Source organism: Vibrio sp. 2033, from assembly GCF_033339735.1.
Genome location: NZ_JAWOVC010000001.1, coordinates 368,452 through 388,488 on the forward strand (window position 1 = coordinate 368,452; position 20,037 = coordinate 388,488).

Sequence of the window (20,037 nt, forward strand, 5' to 3'; positions counted from 1 at the left end):
TAAGCAACTTGTGATTTTTTGTTTCGTGACATAAAAACAAAAACCCCGCCGAGTTGACGAGGTTTTGCATATTGGAAAGCGGTTTCTATTTGGATACATCCAAAACACTAGCGCTTAAGAACGTAAACATTCTTATCCGTTGAAGGTGCACTCTTAACTGGTCTAGGAGTAGATTTTTCCGGTGACCTAAACGTTAAAAGGTTATCGATATCTTGCTCTTCAGAGAAATAGCCCTTCGGAACCCCGACTAAGTCTTCAACAATACTTGCGGTAAATCCGATTGTATCTAACAGTTCACTTTTCCCGACTCCTGCGCTTACCAACATATCTACTGCTCTATGCAATAGTCTTGGACGCTCCGGTTTAACTTGATCATCATATGGTTCTTTTAAACGCCAGCCTCTAGCTGATAAGTTCTTGTACAGGTTGGAGTATTGCATATCTGTAATGATGTTCAGTTGATGAGCCCTGTAAATCATTGCTGCAATTGAGACTTTCCATCTAGGTTTCAACGTTAAAAATGTTTCTAACGTTGGATTACGTAGATCCTTTGCAAAACTTTCCGCCGGAAGTAACAAACAACTAGCAAACAAGTTCGCTTGGCGCTCAATCTCTTTCAAGTTATTAACAGTAAACTGCCCACTCTGAACACATTTATGCAAAACAATATGCCCAAGTTCGTGAGCTAAGTCGAAACGACTACGGATACCATTATCTTTATCAGAGGCTAACAGAATATATGCCCTATCACCGGAAACAACTCTATTAGATAACCCATCTAGTTTATCAAAGCCTATTTCTGTTCGAGAGCATATAACCCCAGAACTCTCTACCGCTAGCATCAAGTCCTTGATCGGCCCCATACCAAGACCAGCTTTATCCCTATACTCAATTGCAAGCTCTTCTATTTCAGAGTCTGAAATAGCGGTAAATGGTTTATCTACCTCAGGAACATTTAAACTTGGCCAGTCTAAGAAAGATTCTAACGATGTACTAATTTCTATTAGCCAATCGATCTTAGTTTTAGTAACAACCCTGCCAGTTTTGGTAGCAGCAGAAAGAGTACGATAAAAATATGGCGTTGAACTAGATTCCACTACAGGTTTCAAAAACCAATGGACGTCTTGACCTAATGCGGCCGCAATAGCTCTTAACTTATCCTCTTGCGGATTTTGCTTACCACTTTCCCACTGACTGACCGTAGCACTTGATACATTGACTAAAGTCGCTAACGCTACTTTGGGAATGCCTAACGCTTCTCTAGCTTGCGTTAGTCTTGATGGTTGAAATCCCCCAACACCAATTTTCATTATTCATTACCTTGTTTTCCTTCGCGATCCCGAAGAGCAATTTTGAGTGTTGGCCATGCACCATCAGACTCAAGTACTTCTTCCGACTCGTACATACTTAGCATTTCATCAATAGAAAGCCACGCATGATAATCACTCCAGTTAGAAAATGGAACCGCTATATATATATCTTCAGGTACACCTTGCTGGTTTGATGTACTATTTGGTTGAACAACAAAAACGACAACGTGTAATTTTTCACGAAGATCTTCCATCTCGCTGTTGAACATGTCTGGCTGGAAAGGTTCAAGCATTTTGTTACCCATGGAAAGTAACTTTCTGTGCGCTGCCTCTTTCTGAGTCTTTCCATCTTTTACCGCAAGGTGTGAAATTACAATATTGCCCGTGTCGACAACTAAGTAATGTTCTCCTCGTGGATTTGTATACCTTAATTCACCACCAACTTCTGCAAGCGCTTCATCAGTCATATATCGACACATCTGCGGTCGAAGGCGCCCCTTAGGAGTTAACTGAAAATTCTCAGTTAGGAAGTCTTCTGTTATACCGTACCGAATGTAAATTTTTTCTCTGATACCATCGAAAAAGCTTTTCTCTACATTCTTAACAATGTAACCCATTAATTGAGTTTGAATATCGGACATGCTTGCACTTTCCTTGACAAAGAATTAGGTATACCCGAATTATACACCTAAAAATTAAGTTTTGAAGAGTTTTACTTACTTTTCATAAACTCTCTTTCTCTATCCTTTCCATCAGCGCTAACATCGCAGCATTACGTTTTGCGGCTAGCCAATCTGCTAGGCCGTCGAGGACGGGATGGTATTGGCGCTTGAATACCGAGAAGGTACAAACAAAACTACCAGAACACATTGCAGCGAAGCGGCTTTCTAAGTCCCACGCGACTCGGCCGTCGTTGCAATGCACGCATTTTCGGTAGTGGCGGTTTGGTGCTCGGTACTTACCGCTGCCGCCACAGCAAGAACAAATACGGCCTTGTGGTGTGATCGCCTCTTCCACAGCTGCGCGCACAATGGCTGCGAATGCGGCTTCACTCTTTTGACCGCGCCAGTCATCGGTCAGCGTATACAATTCCGCGAGCACCGCCTTTTCCAGTGCTCTTCGAGATTGTGCGTTATCCAGTAACTCCACGAATAAAACAAGAAAACCGACTGGAGATTCCTTCCAGGTTATCCCTACCATGCCGAGTTGGTCTTCCAAAGAAAATAAGCCTTTGCCACCCTTGTGCGGTTCGTAATTTATGCCTTTTAAATCGAACTTAGCCAATAACGTTTCTGGTCGCATTTATGCTACCTCCTTGCTGTTCCTCGCCTGCTTGCGAAAACTCTCCCACGTAAAGCTCACCCACTCGCAGCTCTCCAACAAACGCTCCATCACTCGGGCTCCAAGAACCTGAGTCAGATCATCAGATTTCAGATTAGTCAGAATGCCGGTTGGCTTTTCGTTGGTGTAGCGTGAGTCGATGATGGTGTTAATCATGATCGCCTCGTGGTCATTCATTCGCTGAACCCCAACCTCATCCAACACCAATAAATCGACCTGAGCTAAATACTTCAGAAACTGAGCTTCTGTAACGTTCGATTGGCGGTTGTACTTATCGCGAATTTTCATCATCAACTCAGCGACCGTAATCACCAACACCGTACGATTTCGCGTCATCAACGAGTTCGCCATTGCACAAGCCAGATGGTTTTTGCCCGTTCCTGTCGATCCAGAAAATACAAAGTTTTTCTCATCACCTTCCAAGAACTCAGAAACCCAACGGCGAGAAACACTAAACGCCTGACGTTGGCCTTGGTTCTCCGTCACGTAGTTGGCAAATCGACACTTCAAGTGCTTCTTGCCTACTCCACTGCGACCAAGTAAATCTTGAACTTTGCTCTGCTGGTAGTTCTGATACACCGCATGGCTTTGCTTCTCAACTTCCTGCTGAGCAAGTTGAGCCATCTGCTCTGGCGTGTACGGCACAACGTTCGCAGGCATCGCTTGCTGCAGTTTTTGGAAAAAGCTATTCATTGGTCACCTCCGCCTTGGCGGTCTTTGAACCACTGCGGTGGTCCGTAATCATCAGGGTTGGTTTGGTCTGAAAACTGCTCCACCGGAATCAGCTTCGAGTTTGGCGAGGACAATTTAAGGCTAAACAACCCTTGCCACTCGTTGTCGATGGATTGCTCAATGATTTGGCGCTGCATGCTCACAACGTTCTGGGAGAGCTTGAGCAAGTCGAGCATTTTGGTGCGCTCGCCCCGCTCAGTTTTGAAAGGCTTTTTGATTCGCTTACGGAATGCCAGGTACTCAGCCCAAGCATCGTGATCTAGCATCGCTGGAATTTGTTCCTCAGGAACCAAACTACCCGTGATGGGAGACTTTTTGTTTACTTTTTCTGTAGTAGTCTCTGGTAATCTCTGTGTAGTCTCTGTTTTAGTTTGGCTGATTGGTACAGCACTGCTTGGCGCATTTGTACGTTCTAGTTTGGCGCATTCCGCCAAACCAGTTTGCTCCATTTGTGCAATCAAGTTTGGCTCATTAATGCGGTAGAAAACTCGGCAAGGAACACCTTGCTTTTTCTCTTCCAAAATACCTAACTGACGCAGCTTTTTACGCGCGGTATCAAGCTCTCTTCGAGTCATGCCCGTTTCGTCTTGCCACTCTTCCTGAGTTTTGTAAAACCACCCTGAAGCGTTCGTTCTTCGGCTCCAGTAAATACTCTGGCTAAGCATTAATGCGCCTGTGATACCAATCCCCATATTCACAAACGATCGATGAAAAGCGATGGGTCTATCCAAATACTCAATCACACCGCCGTCCCCGCTTTCATGGATTCAAAGATTTCCATCGCTTTAGTCCGTGATACGACGAAACGACAAACACCGTTATTGGCCACCCAGATATAGCAGCCGTGATAGTTCTGTAAGCTAAGGCTCATTGCACAAAGTTCTCCTAGTTAGATGCGTGTTATGTGGTGGTCAGCCACTACGCTTTTGATTAGGCTGCTTTCTTCGCCATTAACGACTCAAGGTATTCCAGAAGTGGCGCATGAGATTCTTTAGCTTCTTGAACTTCTCGATACGCATCGCGCAGCTGGTCAATATTCGCGTTCTCCCCTAAAGAGATCACCGCACGGAATGCTTCAGATGTTTCTTTGTTGTGGTTATGCAAGAGCAAATCTCGGCTTAAGTTTGCATCACTCGCACCAATGCAAGTAACAGAGAACCCAAGCGGGTTAAGAAATTGGTTAAGCATGTCGCTCGCACGTTTGGCTGGCATGGCTTTAAGTACCGCAGGTAACAAATCCATCATTGTGGCTTTGGCTTCTACGCTTGTGCGCTCGACATAGCGGAAAAAGTTCTGAGCATTGTTCTTATCATCAGCGCCCGGTACTTTAAGTAGCTCTTTACGCTGCGCATCAACCTCGTGCTCAAGATCGAGTTTGTGATATAAGCTCGCGACGCGATGAGCAATACACTCTTTACTCAGTTCCGTGCGCCAACTTTCTATTGCGTTACGCATAACGCTTTTAAAACTATTATTCATGGTTTTTCCTTACTGGTTGTTTGTACAGAATGTGGTTGATCAGCCTAATTTCTTAAACTGGCGTATTCTTTATATGGTCACCCAATAGTTCTTCTATTGGCACTTTGCCACCAGTGGCCTTAGAAATGGCGCAAATATACTTAGCAGGAGCCTGATGTTTTCGATTAATCCAATTCCATACATGTGATTGTTTAACACCTAAAAGCTTTGCAAGTGATGTTTGTCCTCCTACAAGCTCGGTAGCTCGTTCTATAGCGGACATAGCTATCCTCCTAACAACTTTACGTGTTGAACTTTATATACGGTTTACGTGTTTGTCAACTAACACGTTTTGTTGTGATAATTAACACGAAATGGGAAATCAGGAAGATAAGTTGATGAGTTTTGCTGAAAGAGTAAGGCAACGTAGAAAAGATTTAGATCTATCGCAGGCTGAACTAGCTGAACGAATCGGTTTAGCTCAGCAGTCTATTAATAAAATTGAGACTGGCGTTACTTTAAAGCCAAGAAATATTGTTCAGTTAGCAGAAGCTTTAGAGTGTGACCCTACATGGTTACTTACAGGCAAGAGCGCACAAAGCGATAGTATTAAAGGAAGCGGCGATGCTCTCCCTTCAAATACAATTTCTCCTTATTCACTGAAACGCATCCCGATAATTAGCCAAGTTCAAGCTGGCGCATGGGGAGGCGTAGATCCTCAATCCTCCTTAGATGATGATGTTGAATGGCAAATTACGACGATGAATGTAGGTGACGATGCATTTGCGATGAAAGTCACCGGAAACTCAATGACGAACCCACATGGTTCACCTTCAATTCCGGCTGGTTCGATAGTGATAGTGGAGCCATGCGACTGCCCAGATAATGGCAAGATTGTTGTTGCAACCTTAAATGACTCACCAGAAGCAACAATTAAAAAGTTAGAGATCGATGGCCCACAAAAATTTTTGGTGCCATTAAATCCTAAGTACGACCCTATTCCTATTAACGGGAACTGTCGTATTGTTGGATATGTAAAACAAGTAATCATGGATTTATAGCTGCGCAAAACTCAATGACTTAGCTACTTTTCCCCTAACTGCACACTCTTTCAAAAAATTGCCACCTCAACGTAGGTGGTTTTTTTTATCTAAAAATACAACTTTACGTGTTGACATTGTCACGAATTAACAATTATGATTCATAACAACTTAAGTTGTTATGATGAATACAAACAACTTGAACGTTTGTGAAACTGCAGTCTGACCAGCTGCAACTCATCCACTTGACCAATCGTTTATTTAGAACTTTGTGCAATGAGAGCTTAATGATGAAAACAATGACGTTAGACCAAACCCATCAACTGCTGAACAACCTGCAACTACTCAATGTGTGCAGCCATCAGTTTGAAGAAGTGACAGCAGAGCTAAGTAAGGATGATCCGCTCCGTATCGCTGCGACTTCCATCTTTGAAGGAGCCGAAGACTTTAAAGGGCTAGAGATTCACGTAAACGAAGAAGATTTTGAAAAGGCGCAAGAGCTATTCAGCCAGCTGGTTAGCCTGCAAGCCGCAGTGGAAGCAAGAACACTACCCCACTAGAAAGAGAAAACCCCTATCGGTGACCAAACCAACAGGGGCGTTCTTTGTGCAATGAGACTTAGATAACTAACTCTCGCAATCAGTATATCTCTGGCTGACCACCAATATCAAGAGTTTAGGCTGATTGCGGGTATTCACCCCACAACCAATAGGACATGTGCAATGAGTATTTTAACTTACCGCAACAGCCAAGAGGCATTTATAGGTAAACACATAACTTCTCTATTAGAGCAAGACGGCCATGAAGAACTCGACATTAAACGAGCCGTCGAACGCGGAATCGATCACTATCGTAATACCGCTGGATTTGCCAAAGGTAAAGTGTTCGATGAATGCCTAGCCAGAGCTAAACAGATGCTCTCTCCTAAGAAGCCAAAACGTACTAGAAAAAGCAAAATAAAATGACACCTGAAGAGCGTAAACGTAAGCAAAACGCAAAGCGCGCTCAAAAATGTAGAGATAAGCGTAAAGCCAACAACAACCATGATTTGCGCGTATCTCTTAACCCTCAGGAACAGGCGAAGCTAGAGAAAATCTGTCAGTTCTTCGCCTACCCTGCTGAGCCGTACACCAAGGAAGAAGCGCTTCAGTCACTTATCCATCGTGTTTATAACGAAATTACAGTGATTAAAGCGCAATTGGGGAAATGCACTAAGTGCGGAGAACAGTTGCCCGAAGGGTGCGCAAAGTTAAGCGAAGGCGGTTTATTTAAAGGTGACGCGACTTGCTGGCACACCGCTAATCGAGTTCGTATTTATCAACCATCGGAGAAAGACAATGAAAGCAGACCAAGTGGCAGTTAAGGCCAAGGAAGAATTTGACGACATGGTAGATGAAACCGCTCTGAGTGATTACGCGGTAAACGAAGTCGACCTTGGAGAACTTGAAATCAACGGCAAGAAAATGATTGTCTATTTAGGCATTCGCCAGGACTAAAGCATTAAACCGACACAACCGATTGACCACGGTTTACGACTAACAAGATACAGGAGCTTTGTGCAATGACTTACTCGAACCTGAATACATCACCTATGAGCTTTACCTACTCTGCCCCTGCTTTCGTAGTTGAATCTGCGAAAGAAACAGACAAACCTGTTTATGACGCAGAGCGTTACCCAGAATCTTCCAACAAGATCATGTGCCATCAAGAGGTGTTAGATTTCTTCAATAAAAAGCGAACCACCATCATTGCATGGCGCAAGAACCGCAACTTCCCAGAGCCAATTAGCAAATCACCGCTGCGCTGGATTCGCGCAGCAGTGATGGAATGGGTTGAGCATGAAGGCGGATTTAAGGCTGGGGTTTAGGTTTTTTCAGGTTATACTGGTAGTCAAGAGTTTAGAATATGCTACGACTTTTCAACACTCTCCCCTAAACCTATCTACCCGTTTACTCGTTATAGATACAATTTAAGATGTAGTGCTGCGATTAAAATCACCTTGTACTACATAGATTATTTATCTCATAACTTTTGAGTAGTGGATTGTTAAATTTGAGCATTCTTTTGATTTAGTTTGGTACTCAAGAGCTGCGTCGAAATCCACTTGAAAATTAAATGATAGTTTTACTATTTCTCCATCATGCTCAATATTGTATAGATGAGGTAGGGACTCTATTTCACTCGCATATTGCTTAAATTCAACCGAGTTGATAGAAATGATAAGATCAACACCTTTCATTTCATAATTGAAACTAACATATACACTATCATTATCTAATTTGCTAACATAATGAATAAAGTCATCTTCCAACCCTTCATAAACATTAGAAGATATATTTATAACAGTAGTCAACTTATCAGAGAAAATATTATTATCAAACAAATCAGACAGGCCAGCATTATCCAGACCTTCAAGATAATCAATAGTTCCACTAATTAAAAAATTCTCATGGCCATCTAAAAGGAACTGACGTTCAAAAGAATGCTCAACACGATCAACATTGTGGTTTAAAAAATCATAGATATTTCTATATGGATGTATAGTTGCCTCCAAACCTATGTTTTCCACATCTCTTACTAAGTCTGGATGAAGAGATAGCTTTTCTCCTTTTCCCTCAAAAAAATCACTTTTATTGTTAGTAATGAACGCAACATCGCCCTTTACATTAGTTATTTTAAGAAATTTAATAAAAGACAGCCAAATTAACGTATCTCTATAACCTTTTTCACCTTCCGTAAACGGCTTCTTTATATTAAGGGCTCGATTAACAACTTCTGAGTGAGGAATTTTCTCATAATCAATTTTTTTCAAAAAATCAACTTTATCTCCTAGTATAGAAAAAATATCATAATGGGGAATATCAATGTCATCATTTCTAGCGAATGATTCATACCTATTTAGCTTATATAGCTTTTTCTTCGCTACTTCAATATCCAAAATAGCTTCACGAGACTCGCGACCTTGAATATTATTGACCTCTTGAACAACCAACTCAGATAATATTAAACTCAACCTCTCATTATTTAAATAGTTAAAGAGCAAGTTAAAGTTCGCGTTATCTACAAACCAATTATTATAAAAAGCATTTGTATCTAGAAAAACATTCATAATTTCATCTTTATATTATTAAACATACTTATGATATAGAAAAACATTCTTTATTAAAATTTATACTTATATGAAAATAAATCAAACAAAACAATCTATTCACTTTAAATAATAAACCAAACTTTGAGATGAAAACTCCAAGCGCTGTAAATCTGGCTTAAAATTCTTGGTATTTGCGTATTGTTCACTGTAAATCTTTTAATGCCGCCTGTTTATAGGTTTCACTAATACAATCAAAGAGAGATTCATAATCATAATATATTCCAATACCACGGATTTTGTTCAATGTACCTCCAATATTTCGAAGATTTGAATTAGAAGATTCGAATTCATACAGTGGGGCACATACGTTGACAGCTAAACGACCATATCCTGCTTGTTGAGCATATTTCTTAACGAAATTTACATATTTCACTTCATATTTACTCTGCTTCGCAACACACGATTCATCAGATGCACAAAACTCGTCTCTTATCACAGAATGGTAAACTGCTTTTATCATACAGATATTTGGATATGGATGCTGGTTGCAGTGGTTCTTTAAGATATCACATGTCTCGACATCTGCATTACACAACTGTTCGACGTTCAATTCAAAACTTGACTCAGCAGAATCAATAACACTTTTTTCAACTCCTATTTGATTAGAAATTGATGATTTTGATTCAATTGCATTCACAGAAAATGATATAAGACATGCAACAACTAGTATATTTAAATAATTTATCATATATACTCACTTATATTAAGTCCCATTTTATAACAAAGATAACAACTATAAATACACTAGAAATGTTTGACCCAAACCCGAAGAGCATTAGTAGTATATTACTATATAAAAATTAAAGGAGTCCAATTAAACTCGAAAGCCCCACTCCAACAATACTGGCAACTGTTTTATTTTCTAACAAGGACTTAAGTACGTTTTTTGCTTCTGCATCATCTGATGCCGCAACTTTTTCAACGATTTCTTGAATATTTACATTTGCTACTTGAGCATTATTATTACCGACTTGTACGTTACCGTTGCTACTGGAGATAGAACCAATATTTATTTGAGGCATAGGTGACTCTTCCTTTTCTACTAACATTATCCGTTTATCACCCATTATCGTCATGTTCCCGTTACCAAGTCCGATTCCTAAAGATTTTAAATCGCTGTAACCATCCAAGTTAGAAATTATTCTTTGAGAACTCAGAAATCGTAAATGGGCATCAAGTTCAGGTTTAATTCGCTTATTATCATCTTCTATTTCAACACCCAAACTAGGGAGTTTTTGAAAATATTCATTCAGTGTTGGAATAGATCCACCTTGTAGCGGCTTCAATAATAGTTCTAAATATTGTTGGTTAATTTTCATATACTACCCTTAGTACACTGTGTTCATTAGTGAGCAAGGAAACACCCATTATAATTCATTACTCCGTAGAAAAAATATAACTTTTAACAGAGAGTTACACACCATTTAAATTAATCCTAACTGACTTTTATTAATGATTTAATTTATTTTTCCAACGTACAACTACTTCTATCCATGAATCTACTTTACCTTCAAGATCGGATTCAGATAAATTACAAATATCACTCGCCATTGCTATTATTTCACTAGGATTATGTCTAATATCATTAGGATAACCAGAAACTAATAGATCATTCGCAATATCATCAATATATTTTTCTACGAGCTTAAATGCAGAGTATATAGGTTCGAAATTTGAGTACTTCTCACTTGCCATCTCAAAGGAACGGTCTATAAAGGAGAAATCAAACTCACTGTAGTCAGGGAAACAATACTGCATGAACGTAATGAAACTATCACGGTTTAGTGATTGTGTTAAATCAAACGCATTCTTTGAATCAAGTTGTTCCTTAAGCTCTTCTCGGTAAGCATCGATCCCGTCTTTGAGCTCAATAAACTGTTCATCAGCTTCTTCTAATTTTGCACTCAATCTGAACAATTTTCGTTGGAATATTTCAGGTACTTGAGCATCACTTTTATAGTTTAACTTATGTTCGATCTCTGCCCATGCATGCATTAATATTGTTCTAACTTGAACTTCTGCCTTCAAACCATCTAAGCGCCGATAGTTAGGAGCCAACAGCCAGTTGTTATTTAGTTTAACAATATAATGTTGCGACCTATAAGCAAACTCTTTCAATCCTAATAACTCTGATTTATCCTGAGATTCTAGAATAGTAAACTCGTTCTGGATTATTGCATTGATCCTTTCAATATCTGAAAAATAGTAACAAATGACTCTTATTCCACAGATATCTTCAATCTCATCAAATGGATTTGAATATTTTTTTCTATCAATTTTTTCATAGAATGAGTCGAAGCTTTTTACTCTAGAGTAAATATCCACATAGGGAATCCCATGCTCATCTAGAAAAATTTTTAGGGCATCCACAATGTTACTACCAAGCCGTGCGTATTGACCTTTCAAGCCCCTAAACTGAGTTGCTATATTATCTTTACTCATTATTTGTCCTAAAATCATCTCATATACCAAACATAACTTCTATCCGTCAGTTCGGAGCCATCTTTTCTTCCACTATCATGCCGCCTTTCATTAGGCGCTTCAAACCACTATCATTGAGTTAGTGATCTATGAGACTAATTTATCTGCAACAACCATATCAACTCCCAGTTACTTTTTCATGTTCCAACTCTTTTTGAACTTGAGCAAACAAAGCTTCCGCGAACTTTTCATACGCTTCTTTTTGGTCTGACAGCCAGTCGTGCTTGTTATAAATTGCCATTACACCAACCAACTCGTGCCCGAGCATTTTTTCGGTCACGTGTGGCATGGTACCTAGTTCTGAACAAGTAGTAGAAATACTGCGGCGGAAATCGTGGGTTCGCCAGTGAGGTAAGTTCAGGTTATCACGTAACCTTCTTATATAGCGGTTTGCTGCGGATATACAGATGGGTTTATGAAGGGATGCGCCAGGGAAAAGGTATTCATCATAGATGTTCATCAACCTTTCTAGCATCGGCTTGACGTGTTTGGGGATGGGCCTGCGAATGGTGTTACCCATTTTGCTGAGTTCTGGTGGTACCGTCCAAATGTCGTTGACCATATCGAAGTGTTCACGCTTGGCCAAGCGAAGCTCTGATAATCGGTTACCCCATAACATTGTTATTAAGTGCAGGTTCTTGGTCGATGTACCTGCTTTGCTGCGCTCGATAGCAATCCAAACTTTGGCAAGTTCAGGGAGTGATAGAACTCGGTCACCGGCACTTGGTGACTCACCAACATCTTGCTGTCTGATTTTTTCAAAGTGCGTACCATCAATAAGGAACTTGGATTTACAGAAGTTAAGACAAGCGCGCATTTTTGAAAATGCAGAGTTAGCCGTCTTCGGATTCTTCTTGGCAATGTCATCGAACCAATGCATCCATTCACGCGCGGTGATCTTTTCTACATCGACATCAGGAAAGGCATTGTAAAAGTAGTTGTTTGCCACCGAGCGGTAAAGCACCTGCGTCCCCTCTTTCTGAGTCGAGACTTTGTGCTCAAACCAGTAGTCGAGACAGTCCTTCAGGGTAACAAAATCCGTCTCACCAGTAAGGGCTATCTCTGGGTTTCTTCCCTCTTCTTTAAGTTCAAGCATCCTTTTATGGATTTGCCTTGCATTCTTGAGGGTGGTTATCGGATACTTGCCTATACGAATGCGTTTGTTTTTACCATTAAACCTGCAACGGTATTGGAACGTGATGTTTGCTTTGGGTGATATCTTCGCTATTAGTCCTTCGCCGTCATTCAGTTCTGCCGGGCCGCTATATTCGCTTAGTTTTGCAATAGCTTTTAGCTGCTTGTCTGTAATGCTCAAGTTGTCTACCTTAAATTAGGACGCAGCACTTACAAAATTTGGACACATATTTAGACGCAAGTGCAAATGTAAAACGCGTAAAAACAATTAAAACCTAACGAAAAGATAGCACATAGAACACTGCTAATCGACTGATATACAAGGCTAGTTTTGAAGAATAACGAACAGAAAAAGACATCCATGAATAATACCGAACAGCCTACATTCTTCTTCTTTGATTATGAGACATGGGGAACCAACCCCGCGAAAGATCGCCCAAGCCAGTTCGCTGGTGTTCGTACAGATGAAAACTTTAATATCATCGGCGAGCCTTTAGTCATGTACTGCCAGCCACCTGCTGATTATCTTCCGTCTCCTGAAGCTGCACTTATTACTGGTATTACTCCGCAAAAAACGGTTCAAGAAGGCCTTTCTGAGCCAGAGTTTATCGCTAAGATTCACGCTGAACTCGCGAAACCCAATACTACCAGTTTAGGCTACAACAGCATTCGCTTTGATGACGAAGTGACCCGTTATACTTGTTATCGCAACTTTATCGATCCATACGCATGGAGTTGGCAAAACGGTAACTCACGTTGGGATTTACTCGATGTACTACGCGCGTGCCATGCCCTTCGCCCAGAAGGCGTAGAATGGCCAGAAAACGAAGATGGCTTCACTAGCTTTAAATTAGAACACTTGTCTGTGGCTAACGGCATAGAACATAGTAACGCGCACGATGCCATGGCAGATGTGGTTGCGACTATCGAAATGGCAAAGAAAGTAAAAGCAGCGCAACCAAAATTGTTTGATTACTTTTTTTCTATGCGCCAAAAGCGCAAGCTCAATGATTTAGTCGACATCGTCAACATGACACCGTTGATGCACGTTTCAGGCATGCTAGGGCGCGAATGCCAGTACACTAGCTGGATTGTGCCTGTTGCTTGGCATCCAACCAATAATAACGCCGTTATCACCATCGATTTAGCGAAAGACCCTCAACCTATTCTTGAGCTATCCGCAGAAGAGCTGCACGAAAGACTCTACACGAAGCGCGAAGATCTTGGTGAATTGCTACCAGTGCCAGTTAAACTAGTTCATTTGAACAAATGCCCTATTCTCGCCCCTGCAAAAACGTTAACGGCTGAAAATGCAGAGTCTATTGGCATTGATCGCCAACAATGTCTCGCCAATCTCGCTTTGTTGCGCCAACATCCTGAAATTAGAGAAAAGCTGATTAGCCTCTTTTCAGTCGAGCGCAAATTCGATAAAAGTGATGACGTCGATATACAACTTTACGACGGGTTCTTTTCTCCAGCCGATCGCGCAGCTATGGATATCATTCGCGAAACCGATCCGAATAATCTTGCTGCATTAGACATTGAATTTGATGACAAGCGCATTAAACCTCTATTGTTCCGCTATCGTGCGCGTAACTTCCCAGGCACATTAGACGAGCAAGAACAAAGACGCTGGGCACTACACTGTCGAGAAGTGTTTGAAAGCCAAATTGAAGAGTACATGCTGAATTTAGAAAACTTAGTTCACGAACATGAAAGTGACGAAAAGAAGATTGCGATATTAAAATCCGTGTACCGTTATGTAGAGAGCTTAGCTTCCTAACTCCTCCTAATACAAGCGCACCTTATGGTGTGCTTGTTGTTTATATACTGTCAAAATGATTAAAGAACGATTCTTACAACTGATCCAACTGCTCATTTCAATCTTCCTCATCATGGGAGCACTTGGCATCGGAATTACCATTCAAAAGTTCACTGGCGTTTCCGTTCCAGGAAGTGTCATCGGTATGCTCGTACTGTTTTTCTCCATGACTCTTGGGCTTGTAAAAGTCGACTGGGTCAAACCGGGCGCCACGCTATTTATACGCTATATGATCTTATTGTTCGTTCCTATCAGCGTCGGATTAATGCAGCATTTCGATTTACTACTCGCCAATGCGCTCCCTATCATCGCTAGCGCGGTTGGCGGTTCACTCATTGTATTGGTCAGCCTCGCTTGGCTGCTGGATTACTTGCTACAGGAGAAACACTGATATGTGGTTAGTTGTTACCATTGCGGTTTTTCTTATCGCTCGCCAAATCGCAATCAAAGTGAACAATCCTCTAGCAAACCCTTTGCTGATCAGTATCGCAGTGCTCATTCCTTTGCTTACTTACTTAAATGTGCCATTTGAAACGTATTATGCGGATAACGAAGGAATTAGCTTTTTGCTTCAACCTGCTGTAGTTGCTCTGGCTTATCCACTATATGAACAACTACCACAAATTAAAGCAAACTGGCGAATCATCACTTTTGCTTGCACAGTAGGCAGTGTGATGTCGATGATGACAACCACCTTGATCGCAGTCGCTTTCAAAGCGGATATCAGTTTAATCGCGAGTCTAGTGGGTAAGTCCGTCACTACACCAATAGCGATGGAAATATCGAGTCACCTCGGTGGTGAAGCCGCCGTTGCAGCGATCTTGGTTCTGATTGTCGGTTTATTGGGCGCAATTTTGGCATACCCAATTTACAATTTGATTGGAATTAAACACCCGATTGCACGTGGTCTGACAATGGGTACAGTCTCTCATGCCTTAGGCACCGCTACTTGTGCAGAGAAACAGCCCATAGATGCCGCGTTCTCATCACTCGCATTGGTTTTATGTGGGATCATAACTTCTATTTTGGCTCCAAGCTTTTTTGCTTTGGCTGTCTGGCTATATCAATAGTTAAGCGCTCTCGGTCTGCCCTCCTTCCGGCAGGCCGTAGCCTTTCCGCTTCTTCCTTACCCTTTTCAAAACCCTATCTTATCTATCAACCTCACCCAGTAATACCGTGAAGGGACTTGATCGAGATATACATTCATAGCGTTAGCATTCTAGGTTCTACCACTCGCTCTAGATTACGTGGGTATAAAGTAGCATAGCGGTAAAGTCGCGTGGGTAACATACTCCTGCTCCTTGGTCATATGAACATATACTGATATGGTTAATTGTGAGACGGAGATAACGCTTCACACCTGTGCAATCGAATACATGTGTGAGCTCACTCTAATTATGTAACAGAATTATCAATTGCATTATTTATCGTGATCTAACGCACGGAACATTTCTATCTTTCACATAGAATAACTGTCCATGCAATAACAAGGATTCAACATGAAAAGTCGCATTGAACAGGCGCTAGCAGGCGCTCCAGAAGCACTTTCCAAACAACTTGCTCCTATCATCCAAGCTGATGATTTTGATGCTACGCTTTCAGTTCAACAATTTGAGCAGTTGCTTTCAGCTACCGGTCTATCAGACAAAGAGCTTCGTGTTGCGCTACTTCCTTTTGCCGCAGCGTACTCCTATGCTCCCCTTTCTGACTTTTATGTCGGCGCTATCGTTCGTGGTCTTTCAGGTCGCCTTTACTTCGGTGCCAACATGGAATTCTTTGGTGTACAGTTGGGTCAAACGGTTCACGCAGAGCAGTCTGCGATTAGCCATGCTTGGATGAAAGGCGAACGTGGTGTTAAGGATATCACTATCAACTTCAGCCCATGTGGTCACTGCCGCCAGTTCATGAATGAGTTATCTACCGCAAACGAGCTTAAAATCCAGCTCCCAGAACGTGAAGAAAAGTCACTTCATGAATACCTGCCTGAAGCCTTTGGACCAAACGATCTCGGTATCGAGTCCGGCTTAATGGCAGAAGTTAAACACCAATTCTCATGTGATGATGAAGACGCACTCATCCAAAGTGCAGTTGAAGCGATGAACATGAGCCACTCTCCATACACCAACAACTTGAGTGGTTTAGCATTAGAGATGACTAGCGGCCGTGTATTCCAAGGCGCTTATGCAGAAAATGCAGCGTTTAATCCTAGCTTGCCACCGCTACAAGTTGCGCTAATCCAAGTTTTACTTGCGGGTGAAACCTTTGACAGCATCAAAGCCGCTGCATTGGTAGAAAACTCTGAAGGTAAGATCAGTCACTTAGCCGATACGCAATCAACGTTGGAAGCGTTGAATCCAGATATTCCGCTTAGTTTTGTCAACGTATAAACGACAAATTCAACAAAAAGCTCTACAACATGTAGAGCTTTTTTATTACCTAAAAACCAAAAGCAAACGTTTGCTTTGTCATAAAACTTCAGTATGATCTCCTGCAATTTATGTCTCATCACTCTATTTTGTAAGGGAACACTATGTTTGGCACTGCAACTAGCGCAAATGCTACCCGTGTATTACTTTTAGGCTCTGGCGAACTCGGTAAAGAAGTCGCCATTGAATGCCAGAGACTTGGTTTAGAAGTGATTGCTTGTGATCGCTATGCCAATGCTCCAGCGATGCAAGTCGCTCACCGTAGTTATGTTATCGACATGTTAGATGGGAACGCCTTAGAAGAAGTTATTACGAAGGAACAACCTACTTACGTCGTACCAGAAATTGAAGCCATCGCAACCGGCAAACTGGTAGAGCTTGAAGAAAAAGGACTGAATGTTGTTCCAACCGCTAAGGCAACCAGGCTAACAATGAATCGTGAAGGTATCCGACGTTTGGCAGCAGAAGAACTGGAATTGACGACTTCACCTTATCGTTTTGCAGATAACTTTGAAGACTTCAAAGCCGCGGTTGAGCATGTGGGTATTCCGTGCGTGGTGAAGCCTGTGATGAGCTCTTCAGGTAAAGGGCAAAGTGTTATCAAGACCGAAGACGACGTTACAAAAGCATGGGATTACGCTCAGGAAGGCGGGCGTACGGGTGCAGGTCGCGTTATCGTGGAAGGTTTTATCGACTTCGATTACGAAATCACTTTATTGACCATCAGAGCCGTTGACGGTGTGCATTTCTGTGCTCCAATTGGTCATCGTCAGGAAGATGGCGACTACCGCGAATCATGGCAACCGCAAGCTATGTCAATAAACGCAGTAAAAGCAGCTGAATACACGGCTGAGAAAGTGGTAAACGCGCTCGGTGGCTACGGCATCTTTGGTGTAGAGCTATTTGTTAAAGGCGATAAAGTCATTTTCAATGAGGTCTCTCCTCGCCCTCACGATACGGGTATGGTTACAATGATTTCACAGGAAATGTCTGAGTTTGCTCTCCACGTGCGCGCGTTTACCGGAATGCCAATTAATAATATTGTGCAATATGGCCCATCTGCGTCTGCTGTTATTCTTGGACAAGGAACTTCCACAAACATTCGCTTTGAAAACCTAAGCAAAGCTTTAGCTCAACCTCAAACACAAGTTCGTCTATTCGGTAAGCCAGAAATCGATGGCCGCCGCCGTTTAGGTGTTGTCCTTACGCGACGAAAAACCACCGAAGAAGCCGTTCAAGATGCTGTTGAAAGTGCTTCAAAAGTGAATATCATTTATTAAATACGAACCACTCATACAAAAATAGCGCAGCTCAAATTGCTGCGCTATTTCGTGTTCCAAACCGAAGAGAGCCTATTCACTCTCGATTAAGTACACTTCTTCAGAGAAGCGACTTAAGCCTTTTTTCGCAATTTTAGGATGATTCTCGTCAGCTTCATCTACGTTCAAACAAGTAACTTTGTAACCTGAAAATAACTGCTCTATCTCTTCGACCGGCACGCTAAATGGAGGCCCCGCCATCTCTTCTTGAGGATAGTTGAGTGTAACAAGCAAAATACGACCGCCTGGGTTCAGCAGTTGCTTGAGACGCCCTACATACTCCTCTCGCATATCTTGCGGTAAAGCAACCAACGCGGCGCGATCATAAATGATATCGGCTTGAGATACTGGTGCAGTGAAAAAGTCCCCAGTATAAATAGAGAGCTCATCAAATTGATAAAGCTCGTGCATGCCATTAAGAGGCGTTACCGTTGGCGTGTAAAAATGTTCAGCAAAAAAGGCACGCACAGCAATATGGCTTAGCTCAACACCTTCAACCGAATCATGCTTCATCGCTAGCCAAATCAAGTCTTCTGACTTTCCACATAAAGGAACTAACACTTTATCTTCACGCTTTGGATTAGTGTGTTTCCAATATACTGGTAATAGCGGGTTTACATCTTCCAAGTGAAATCCGATCTGATTGCTGGCCCATTTGTTATGCCAAAATTCTTGGTCTCTCATTTTACTTTCTACTTGTCGGCTGTTTTCATTTTGAGAGGTAAGACTAACGTTTTTTTTCAATTTGTCTATGCCGTTCATCTTTGGTTAATACTGCGGTGATAGGATGTAATCGGTCTCATAGGAGACGCGCCTTTATCTGATAATCAGAATAAAGAAAAGAGAAATGGTGATCTAACGCACGATTCTACTTCAAGATAAAACTGAAACCTTGGAATCTTTCGTAATGGCCCCATTTATAAGTTAGTACCTGATTTGCCGAACTTAGCGACCTTTATGTTCCCTATTTTCTAAGTACAAGCAAGTTAAGGAGAGTGAATGAGCTTATTTCTTCGTACTACAGCATTGATGCTTTTGGTACTTAGCCGTGCACCGGCATTTGCCGCACTTCCAATTACCCCTGCGCCTAGTGGCGAACAAAATCGTTCAACCAGCCAAAACGAAGTTTGTTCGAAACTTTTTAAACACAGCCTTAGCGGTTTATATGGCATTCAGTCAATCGACACCACACCAACTCAGCCATATTCTGACTTCGACATCCTTTACAGCAAAGCTCACCAAGCACAATTTGAACTTGAAACTATCTGTAAGAGTACCGCACTTCTTAATGACGCTCAGCCATACTTCGCAGGCGTGAAATCCAAACAACGAGCAGAAGAAAAGATAGCTTTAGAGTTAGATGGGAAAGTTGAACGTATTACTGACCTAGCACGTGCAACGATTGTAGCTGAAGACGTCGCGAGTTTAGTCTCCATTTATGAAACGTTAGAGCGTGAAACAACGATTGTGAAAGTAAAAAATCGATTCAAAAAACCTGGCCCTTCAGGATATAGAGACTTGAACTTGCTCGTTCGTTTACCAAAAACAAACCTAGTAGCCGAAGTTCAACTGCACTTGAAAGCAATCGCAGATGTAAAAAGCGGTCCCGAACACGACCTATACGAAAAAATCCAGAAACTAGAACGTCAAGCGATGTTGGAAAAACGTGAGCTAAGCGAAATAGAGCTTGCCTCTATTCGCAACATGCGTACACAGTCTAAGAACTTGTACCAACAAGCATGGCAACCATACTTAACAACGCATCTAGAAGCGGCGTAACCGATATCATTAAGCGTCTCTCATAAACAGAAAAACCACCGCAT

General features: G+C 41.7%; 25 protein-coding genes. 12 read left to right on the forward strand and 13 right to left on the reverse strand.

Features of this window, described 5'->3' with window-relative positions; translation table 11 throughout:
• Positions 1-107: 107 nt before the first annotated feature.
• From R7P74_RS01640 to R7P74_RS01670, 7 genes are all read right to left on the reverse strand, one after another.
• Positions 108-1,310: a helix-turn-helix domain-containing protein gene (locus R7P74_RS01640; protein WP_239945428.1), complete on the reverse strand. Its 1,203-nt coding sequence runs from the start codon at positions 1,308-1,310 to the stop codon at positions 108-110.
• Positions 1,310-1,951 carry a hypothetical protein gene (locus tag R7P74_RS01645; RefSeq protein ID WP_083151013.1) on the reverse strand — a complete coding sequence of 214 codons (642 nt, stop codon included), beginning with the start codon at positions 1,949-1,951 and terminating at the stop codon, positions 1,310-1,312. Before R7P74_RS01645 ends, R7P74_RS01640 begins: the two co-directional genes overlap by 1 nt.
• An 82-nt stretch (positions 1,952-2,033) precedes the next feature.
• Positions 2,034-2,612, reverse strand: a complete 579-nt coding sequence (locus R7P74_RS01650; protein ID WP_318122606.1) for a hypothetical protein — start codon at positions 2,610-2,612, stop codon at positions 2,034-2,036.
• A complete protein-coding gene (locus R7P74_RS01655; RefSeq protein ID WP_025632633.1) occupies positions 2,613-3,344 on the reverse strand; it encodes an ATP-binding protein in 732 nt (243 codons plus the stop codon). It abuts the gene before it with no gap.
• Positions 3,341-4,126 carry a hypothetical protein gene (locus R7P74_RS01660; RefSeq protein WP_025632635.1) on the reverse strand — a complete coding sequence of 262 codons (786 nt, stop codon included), beginning with the start codon at positions 4,124-4,126 and terminating at the stop codon, positions 3,341-3,343. Before R7P74_RS01660 ends, R7P74_RS01655 begins: the two co-directional genes overlap by 4 nt.
• Before the next feature lie 187 nt (positions 4,127-4,313).
• The gene (locus R7P74_RS01665; RefSeq protein WP_053807278.1) at positions 4,314-4,862 is read right to left on the reverse strand and encodes a toxin YdaT family protein; all 549 of its coding nucleotides are present in this window, start codon (positions 4,860-4,862) and stop codon (positions 4,314-4,316) included.
• A gap of 52 nt (positions 4,863-4,914) precedes the next feature.
• Entirely contained in the window at positions 4,915-5,124 is a 210-nt protein-coding gene (locus R7P74_RS01670) for a helix-turn-helix domain-containing protein (protein ID WP_025766805.1), read from the reverse strand.
• Between the two features lie 115 nt (positions 5,125-5,239).
• Between R7P74_RS01670 and R7P74_RS01675 the strand changes: the two genes are divergently transcribed.
• The 6 genes from R7P74_RS01675 (at position 5,240) to R7P74_RS01700 (ending at position 7,748) form a co-directional block, all read left to right on the forward strand.
• Positions 5,240-5,902, forward strand: a complete 663-nt coding sequence (locus tag R7P74_RS01675; RefSeq protein ID WP_025766806.1) for a LexA family protein — start codon at positions 5,240-5,242, stop codon at positions 5,900-5,902.
• A gap of 266 nt (positions 5,903-6,168) precedes the next feature.
• On the forward strand, positions 6,169-6,441 hold the full coding sequence (locus R7P74_RS01680) for a hypothetical protein (protein WP_025766807.1): 273 nt from the start codon (positions 6,169-6,171) through the stop codon (positions 6,439-6,441).
• 162 nt (positions 6,442-6,603) lie between these two features.
• Positions 6,604-6,846, forward strand: a complete 243-nt coding sequence (locus R7P74_RS01685; RefSeq protein ID WP_025632642.1) for a hypothetical protein — start codon at positions 6,604-6,606, stop codon at positions 6,844-6,846.
• The gene (locus R7P74_RS01690; protein ID WP_258480405.1) at positions 6,843-7,244 is read left to right on the forward strand and encodes a hypothetical protein; all 402 of its coding nucleotides are present in this window, start codon (positions 6,843-6,845) and stop codon (positions 7,242-7,244) included. Before R7P74_RS01685 ends, R7P74_RS01690 begins: the two co-directional genes overlap by 4 nt.
• Positions 7,219-7,377, forward strand: coding sequence for a hypothetical protein (locus R7P74_RS01695; protein WP_258480406.1), 159 nt, complete (start codon positions 7,219-7,221; stop codon positions 7,375-7,377). The genes R7P74_RS01690 and R7P74_RS01695 overlap by 26 nt, the downstream gene beginning before the upstream one ends.
• 65 nt (positions 7,378-7,442) lie before the next feature.
• Positions 7,443-7,748 carry a helix-turn-helix transcriptional regulator gene (locus tag R7P74_RS01700; RefSeq protein WP_262648676.1) on the forward strand — a complete coding sequence of 102 codons (306 nt, stop codon included), beginning with the start codon at positions 7,443-7,445 and terminating at the stop codon, positions 7,746-7,748.
• Positions 7,749-7,898: 150 nt separating this feature from the next.
• On the opposite strand, the gene R7P74_RS01705 is transcribed toward R7P74_RS01700, so the two are convergent.
• The 5 genes from R7P74_RS01705 to R7P74_RS01725 all read right to left on the reverse strand — a co-directional run bounded on the left by R7P74_RS01705 (position 7,899) and on the right by R7P74_RS01725 (position 12,828).
• Positions 7,899-8,990, reverse strand: a complete 1,092-nt coding sequence (locus tag R7P74_RS01705; RefSeq protein ID WP_239945423.1) for a PIN domain-containing protein — start codon at positions 8,988-8,990, stop codon at positions 7,899-7,901.
• 184 nt (positions 8,991-9,174) lie between these two features.
• The gene (locus tag R7P74_RS01710; RefSeq protein ID WP_239945379.1) at positions 9,175-9,720 is read right to left on the reverse strand and encodes a hypothetical protein; all 546 of its coding nucleotides are present in this window, start codon (positions 9,718-9,720) and stop codon (positions 9,175-9,177) included.
• Positions 9,721-9,832: 112 nt separating this feature from the next.
• Entirely contained in the window at positions 9,833-10,351 is a 519-nt protein-coding gene (locus R7P74_RS01715) for a hypothetical protein (protein WP_318122619.1), read from the reverse strand.
• A 130-nt stretch (positions 10,352-10,481) separates the two neighbouring features.
• Positions 10,482-11,474 carry a GTP pyrophosphokinase gene (locus R7P74_RS01720; RefSeq protein WP_239945377.1) on the reverse strand — a complete coding sequence of 331 codons (993 nt, stop codon included), beginning with the start codon at positions 11,472-11,474 and terminating at the stop codon, positions 10,482-10,484.
• A gap of 157 nt (positions 11,475-11,631) precedes the next feature.
• On the reverse strand, positions 11,632-12,828 hold the full coding sequence (locus R7P74_RS01725) for a tyrosine-type recombinase/integrase (RefSeq protein WP_318114420.1): 1,197 nt from the start codon (positions 12,826-12,828) through the stop codon (positions 11,632-11,634).
• A gap of 180 nt (positions 12,829-13,008) precedes the next feature.
• Between R7P74_RS01725 and sbcB the strand changes: the two genes are divergently transcribed.
• From sbcB to purT, 5 genes are all read left to right on the forward strand, one after another.
• Positions 13,009-14,430: an exodeoxyribonuclease I gene (sbcB, locus tag R7P74_RS01730; protein WP_239939157.1), complete on the forward strand. Its 1,422-nt coding sequence runs from the start codon at positions 13,009-13,011 to the stop codon at positions 14,428-14,430.
• 55 nt (positions 14,431-14,485) lie between these two features.
• Positions 14,486-14,860, forward strand: a complete 375-nt coding sequence (locus tag R7P74_RS01735; RefSeq protein WP_005377887.1) for a CidA/LrgA family protein — start codon at positions 14,486-14,488, stop codon at positions 14,858-14,860.
• A gap of 1 nt (position 14,861) precedes the next feature.
• Positions 14,862-15,539 (forward strand): LrgB family protein, encoded by a 678-nt coding sequence (locus R7P74_RS01740; RefSeq protein WP_005385454.1) that lies wholly within the window; start codon positions 14,862-14,864, stop codon positions 15,537-15,539.
• A gap of 429 nt (positions 15,540-15,968) precedes the next feature.
• Entirely contained in the window at positions 15,969-16,856 is an 888-nt protein-coding gene (gene cdd, locus R7P74_RS01745) for a cytidine deaminase (RefSeq protein ID WP_005377892.1), read from the forward strand.
• A gap of 143 nt (positions 16,857-16,999) precedes the next feature.
• Entirely contained in the window at positions 17,000-18,175 is a 1,176-nt protein-coding gene (gene purT / locus R7P74_RS01750) for a formate-dependent phosphoribosylglycinamide formyltransferase (protein ID WP_225472801.1), read from the forward strand.
• A gap of 72 nt (positions 18,176-18,247) precedes the next feature.
• Here purT and R7P74_RS01755 read toward each other — a convergent pair whose 3' ends face one another.
• Positions 18,248-18,898 carry a thiopurine S-methyltransferase gene (locus R7P74_RS01755; RefSeq protein ID WP_213973290.1) on the reverse strand — a complete coding sequence of 217 codons (651 nt, stop codon included), beginning with the start codon at positions 18,896-18,898 and terminating at the stop codon, positions 18,248-18,250.
• Positions 18,899-19,213: 315 nt separating this feature from the next.
• Between R7P74_RS01755 and R7P74_RS01760 the strand changes: the two genes are divergently transcribed.
• Positions 19,214-19,993, forward strand: a complete 780-nt coding sequence (locus R7P74_RS01760; protein WP_025766820.1) for a phosphoribosylglycinamide formyltransferase — start codon at positions 19,214-19,216, stop codon at positions 19,991-19,993.
• The last annotated feature ends 44 nt before the right edge of the window (positions 19,994-20,037 follow it).

What these genes read in the sequence shown, in the direction of transcription:
- R7P74_RS01640 (WP_239945428.1), bottom strand. Translation starts at nt 1,310, where the DNA reads ATGAAAATTGGTGTTGGGGGATTTCAACCATCAAGACTAACGCAAGCT.
- R7P74_RS01645 (WP_083151013.1), bottom strand. Translation starts at nt 1,951, where the DNA reads ATGTCCGATATTCAAACTCAATTAATGGGTTACATTGTTAAGAATGTA.
- R7P74_RS01650 (WP_318122606.1), bottom strand. Translation starts at nt 2,612, where the DNA reads ATGCGACCAGAAACGTTATTGGCTAAGTTCGATTTAAAAGGCATAAAT.
- R7P74_RS01655 (WP_025632633.1), bottom strand. Translation starts at nt 3,344, where the DNA reads ATGAATAGCTTTTTCCAAAAACTGCAGCAAGCGATGCCTGCGAACGTT.
- R7P74_RS01665 (WP_053807278.1), bottom strand. Translation starts at nt 4,862, where the DNA reads ATGAATAATAGTTTTAAAAGCGTTATGCGTAACGCAATAGAAAGTTGG.
- R7P74_RS01670 (WP_025766805.1), bottom strand. Translation starts at nt 5,124, where the DNA reads ATGTCCGCTATAGAACGAGCTACCGAGCTTGTAGGAGGACAAACATCA.
- R7P74_RS01675 (WP_025766806.1), top strand. Translation starts at nt 5,240, where the DNA reads ATGAGTTTTGCTGAAAGAGTAAGGCAACGTAGAAAAGATTTAGATCTA.
- R7P74_RS01680 (WP_025766807.1), top strand. Translation starts at nt 6,169, where the DNA reads ATGATGAAAACAATGACGTTAGACCAAACCCATCAACTGCTGAACAAC.
- R7P74_RS01685 (WP_025632642.1), top strand. Translation starts at nt 6,604, where the DNA reads ATGAGTATTTTAACTTACCGCAACAGCCAAGAGGCATTTATAGGTAAA.
- R7P74_RS01690 (WP_258480405.1), top strand. Translation starts at nt 6,843, where the DNA reads ATGACACCTGAAGAGCGTAAACGTAAGCAAAACGCAAAGCGCGCTCAA.
- R7P74_RS01695 (WP_258480406.1), top strand. Translation starts at nt 7,219, where the DNA reads ATGAAAGCAGACCAAGTGGCAGTTAAGGCCAAGGAAGAATTTGACGAC.
- R7P74_RS01700 (WP_262648676.1), top strand. Translation starts at nt 7,443, where the DNA reads ATGACTTACTCGAACCTGAATACATCACCTATGAGCTTTACCTACTCT.
- R7P74_RS01705 (WP_239945423.1), bottom strand. Translation starts at nt 8,990, where the DNA reads ATGAATGTTTTTCTAGATACAAATGCTTTTTATAATAATTGGTTTGTA.
- R7P74_RS01710 (WP_239945379.1), bottom strand. Translation starts at nt 9,720, where the DNA reads ATGATAAATTATTTAAATATACTAGTTGTTGCATGTCTTATATCATTT.
- R7P74_RS01715 (WP_318122619.1), bottom strand. Translation starts at nt 10,351, where the DNA reads ATGAAAATTAACCAACAATATTTAGAACTATTATTGAAGCCGCTACAA.
- R7P74_RS01720 (WP_239945377.1), bottom strand. Translation starts at nt 11,474, where the DNA reads ATGAGTAAAGATAATATAGCAACTCAGTTTAGGGGCTTGAAAGGTCAA.
- sbcB (WP_239939157.1), top strand. Translation starts at nt 13,009, where the DNA reads ATGAATAATACCGAACAGCCTACATTCTTCTTCTTTGATTATGAGACA.
- R7P74_RS01735 (WP_005377887.1), top strand. Translation starts at nt 14,486, where the DNA reads ATGATTAAAGAACGATTCTTACAACTGATCCAACTGCTCATTTCAATC.
- R7P74_RS01740 (WP_005385454.1), top strand. Translation starts at nt 14,862, where the DNA reads ATGTGGTTAGTTGTTACCATTGCGGTTTTTCTTATCGCTCGCCAAATC.
- cdd (WP_005377892.1), top strand. Translation starts at nt 15,969, where the DNA reads ATGAAAAGTCGCATTGAACAGGCGCTAGCAGGCGCTCCAGAAGCACTT.
- purT (WP_225472801.1), top strand. Translation starts at nt 17,000, where the DNA reads ATGTTTGGCACTGCAACTAGCGCAAATGCTACCCGTGTATTACTTTTA.
- R7P74_RS01755 (WP_213973290.1), bottom strand. Translation starts at nt 18,898, where the DNA reads ATGAGAGACCAAGAATTTTGGCATAACAAATGGGCCAGCAATCAGATC.
- R7P74_RS01760 (WP_025766820.1), top strand. Translation starts at nt 19,214, where the DNA reads ATGAGCTTATTTCTTCGTACTACAGCATTGATGCTTTTGGTACTTAGC.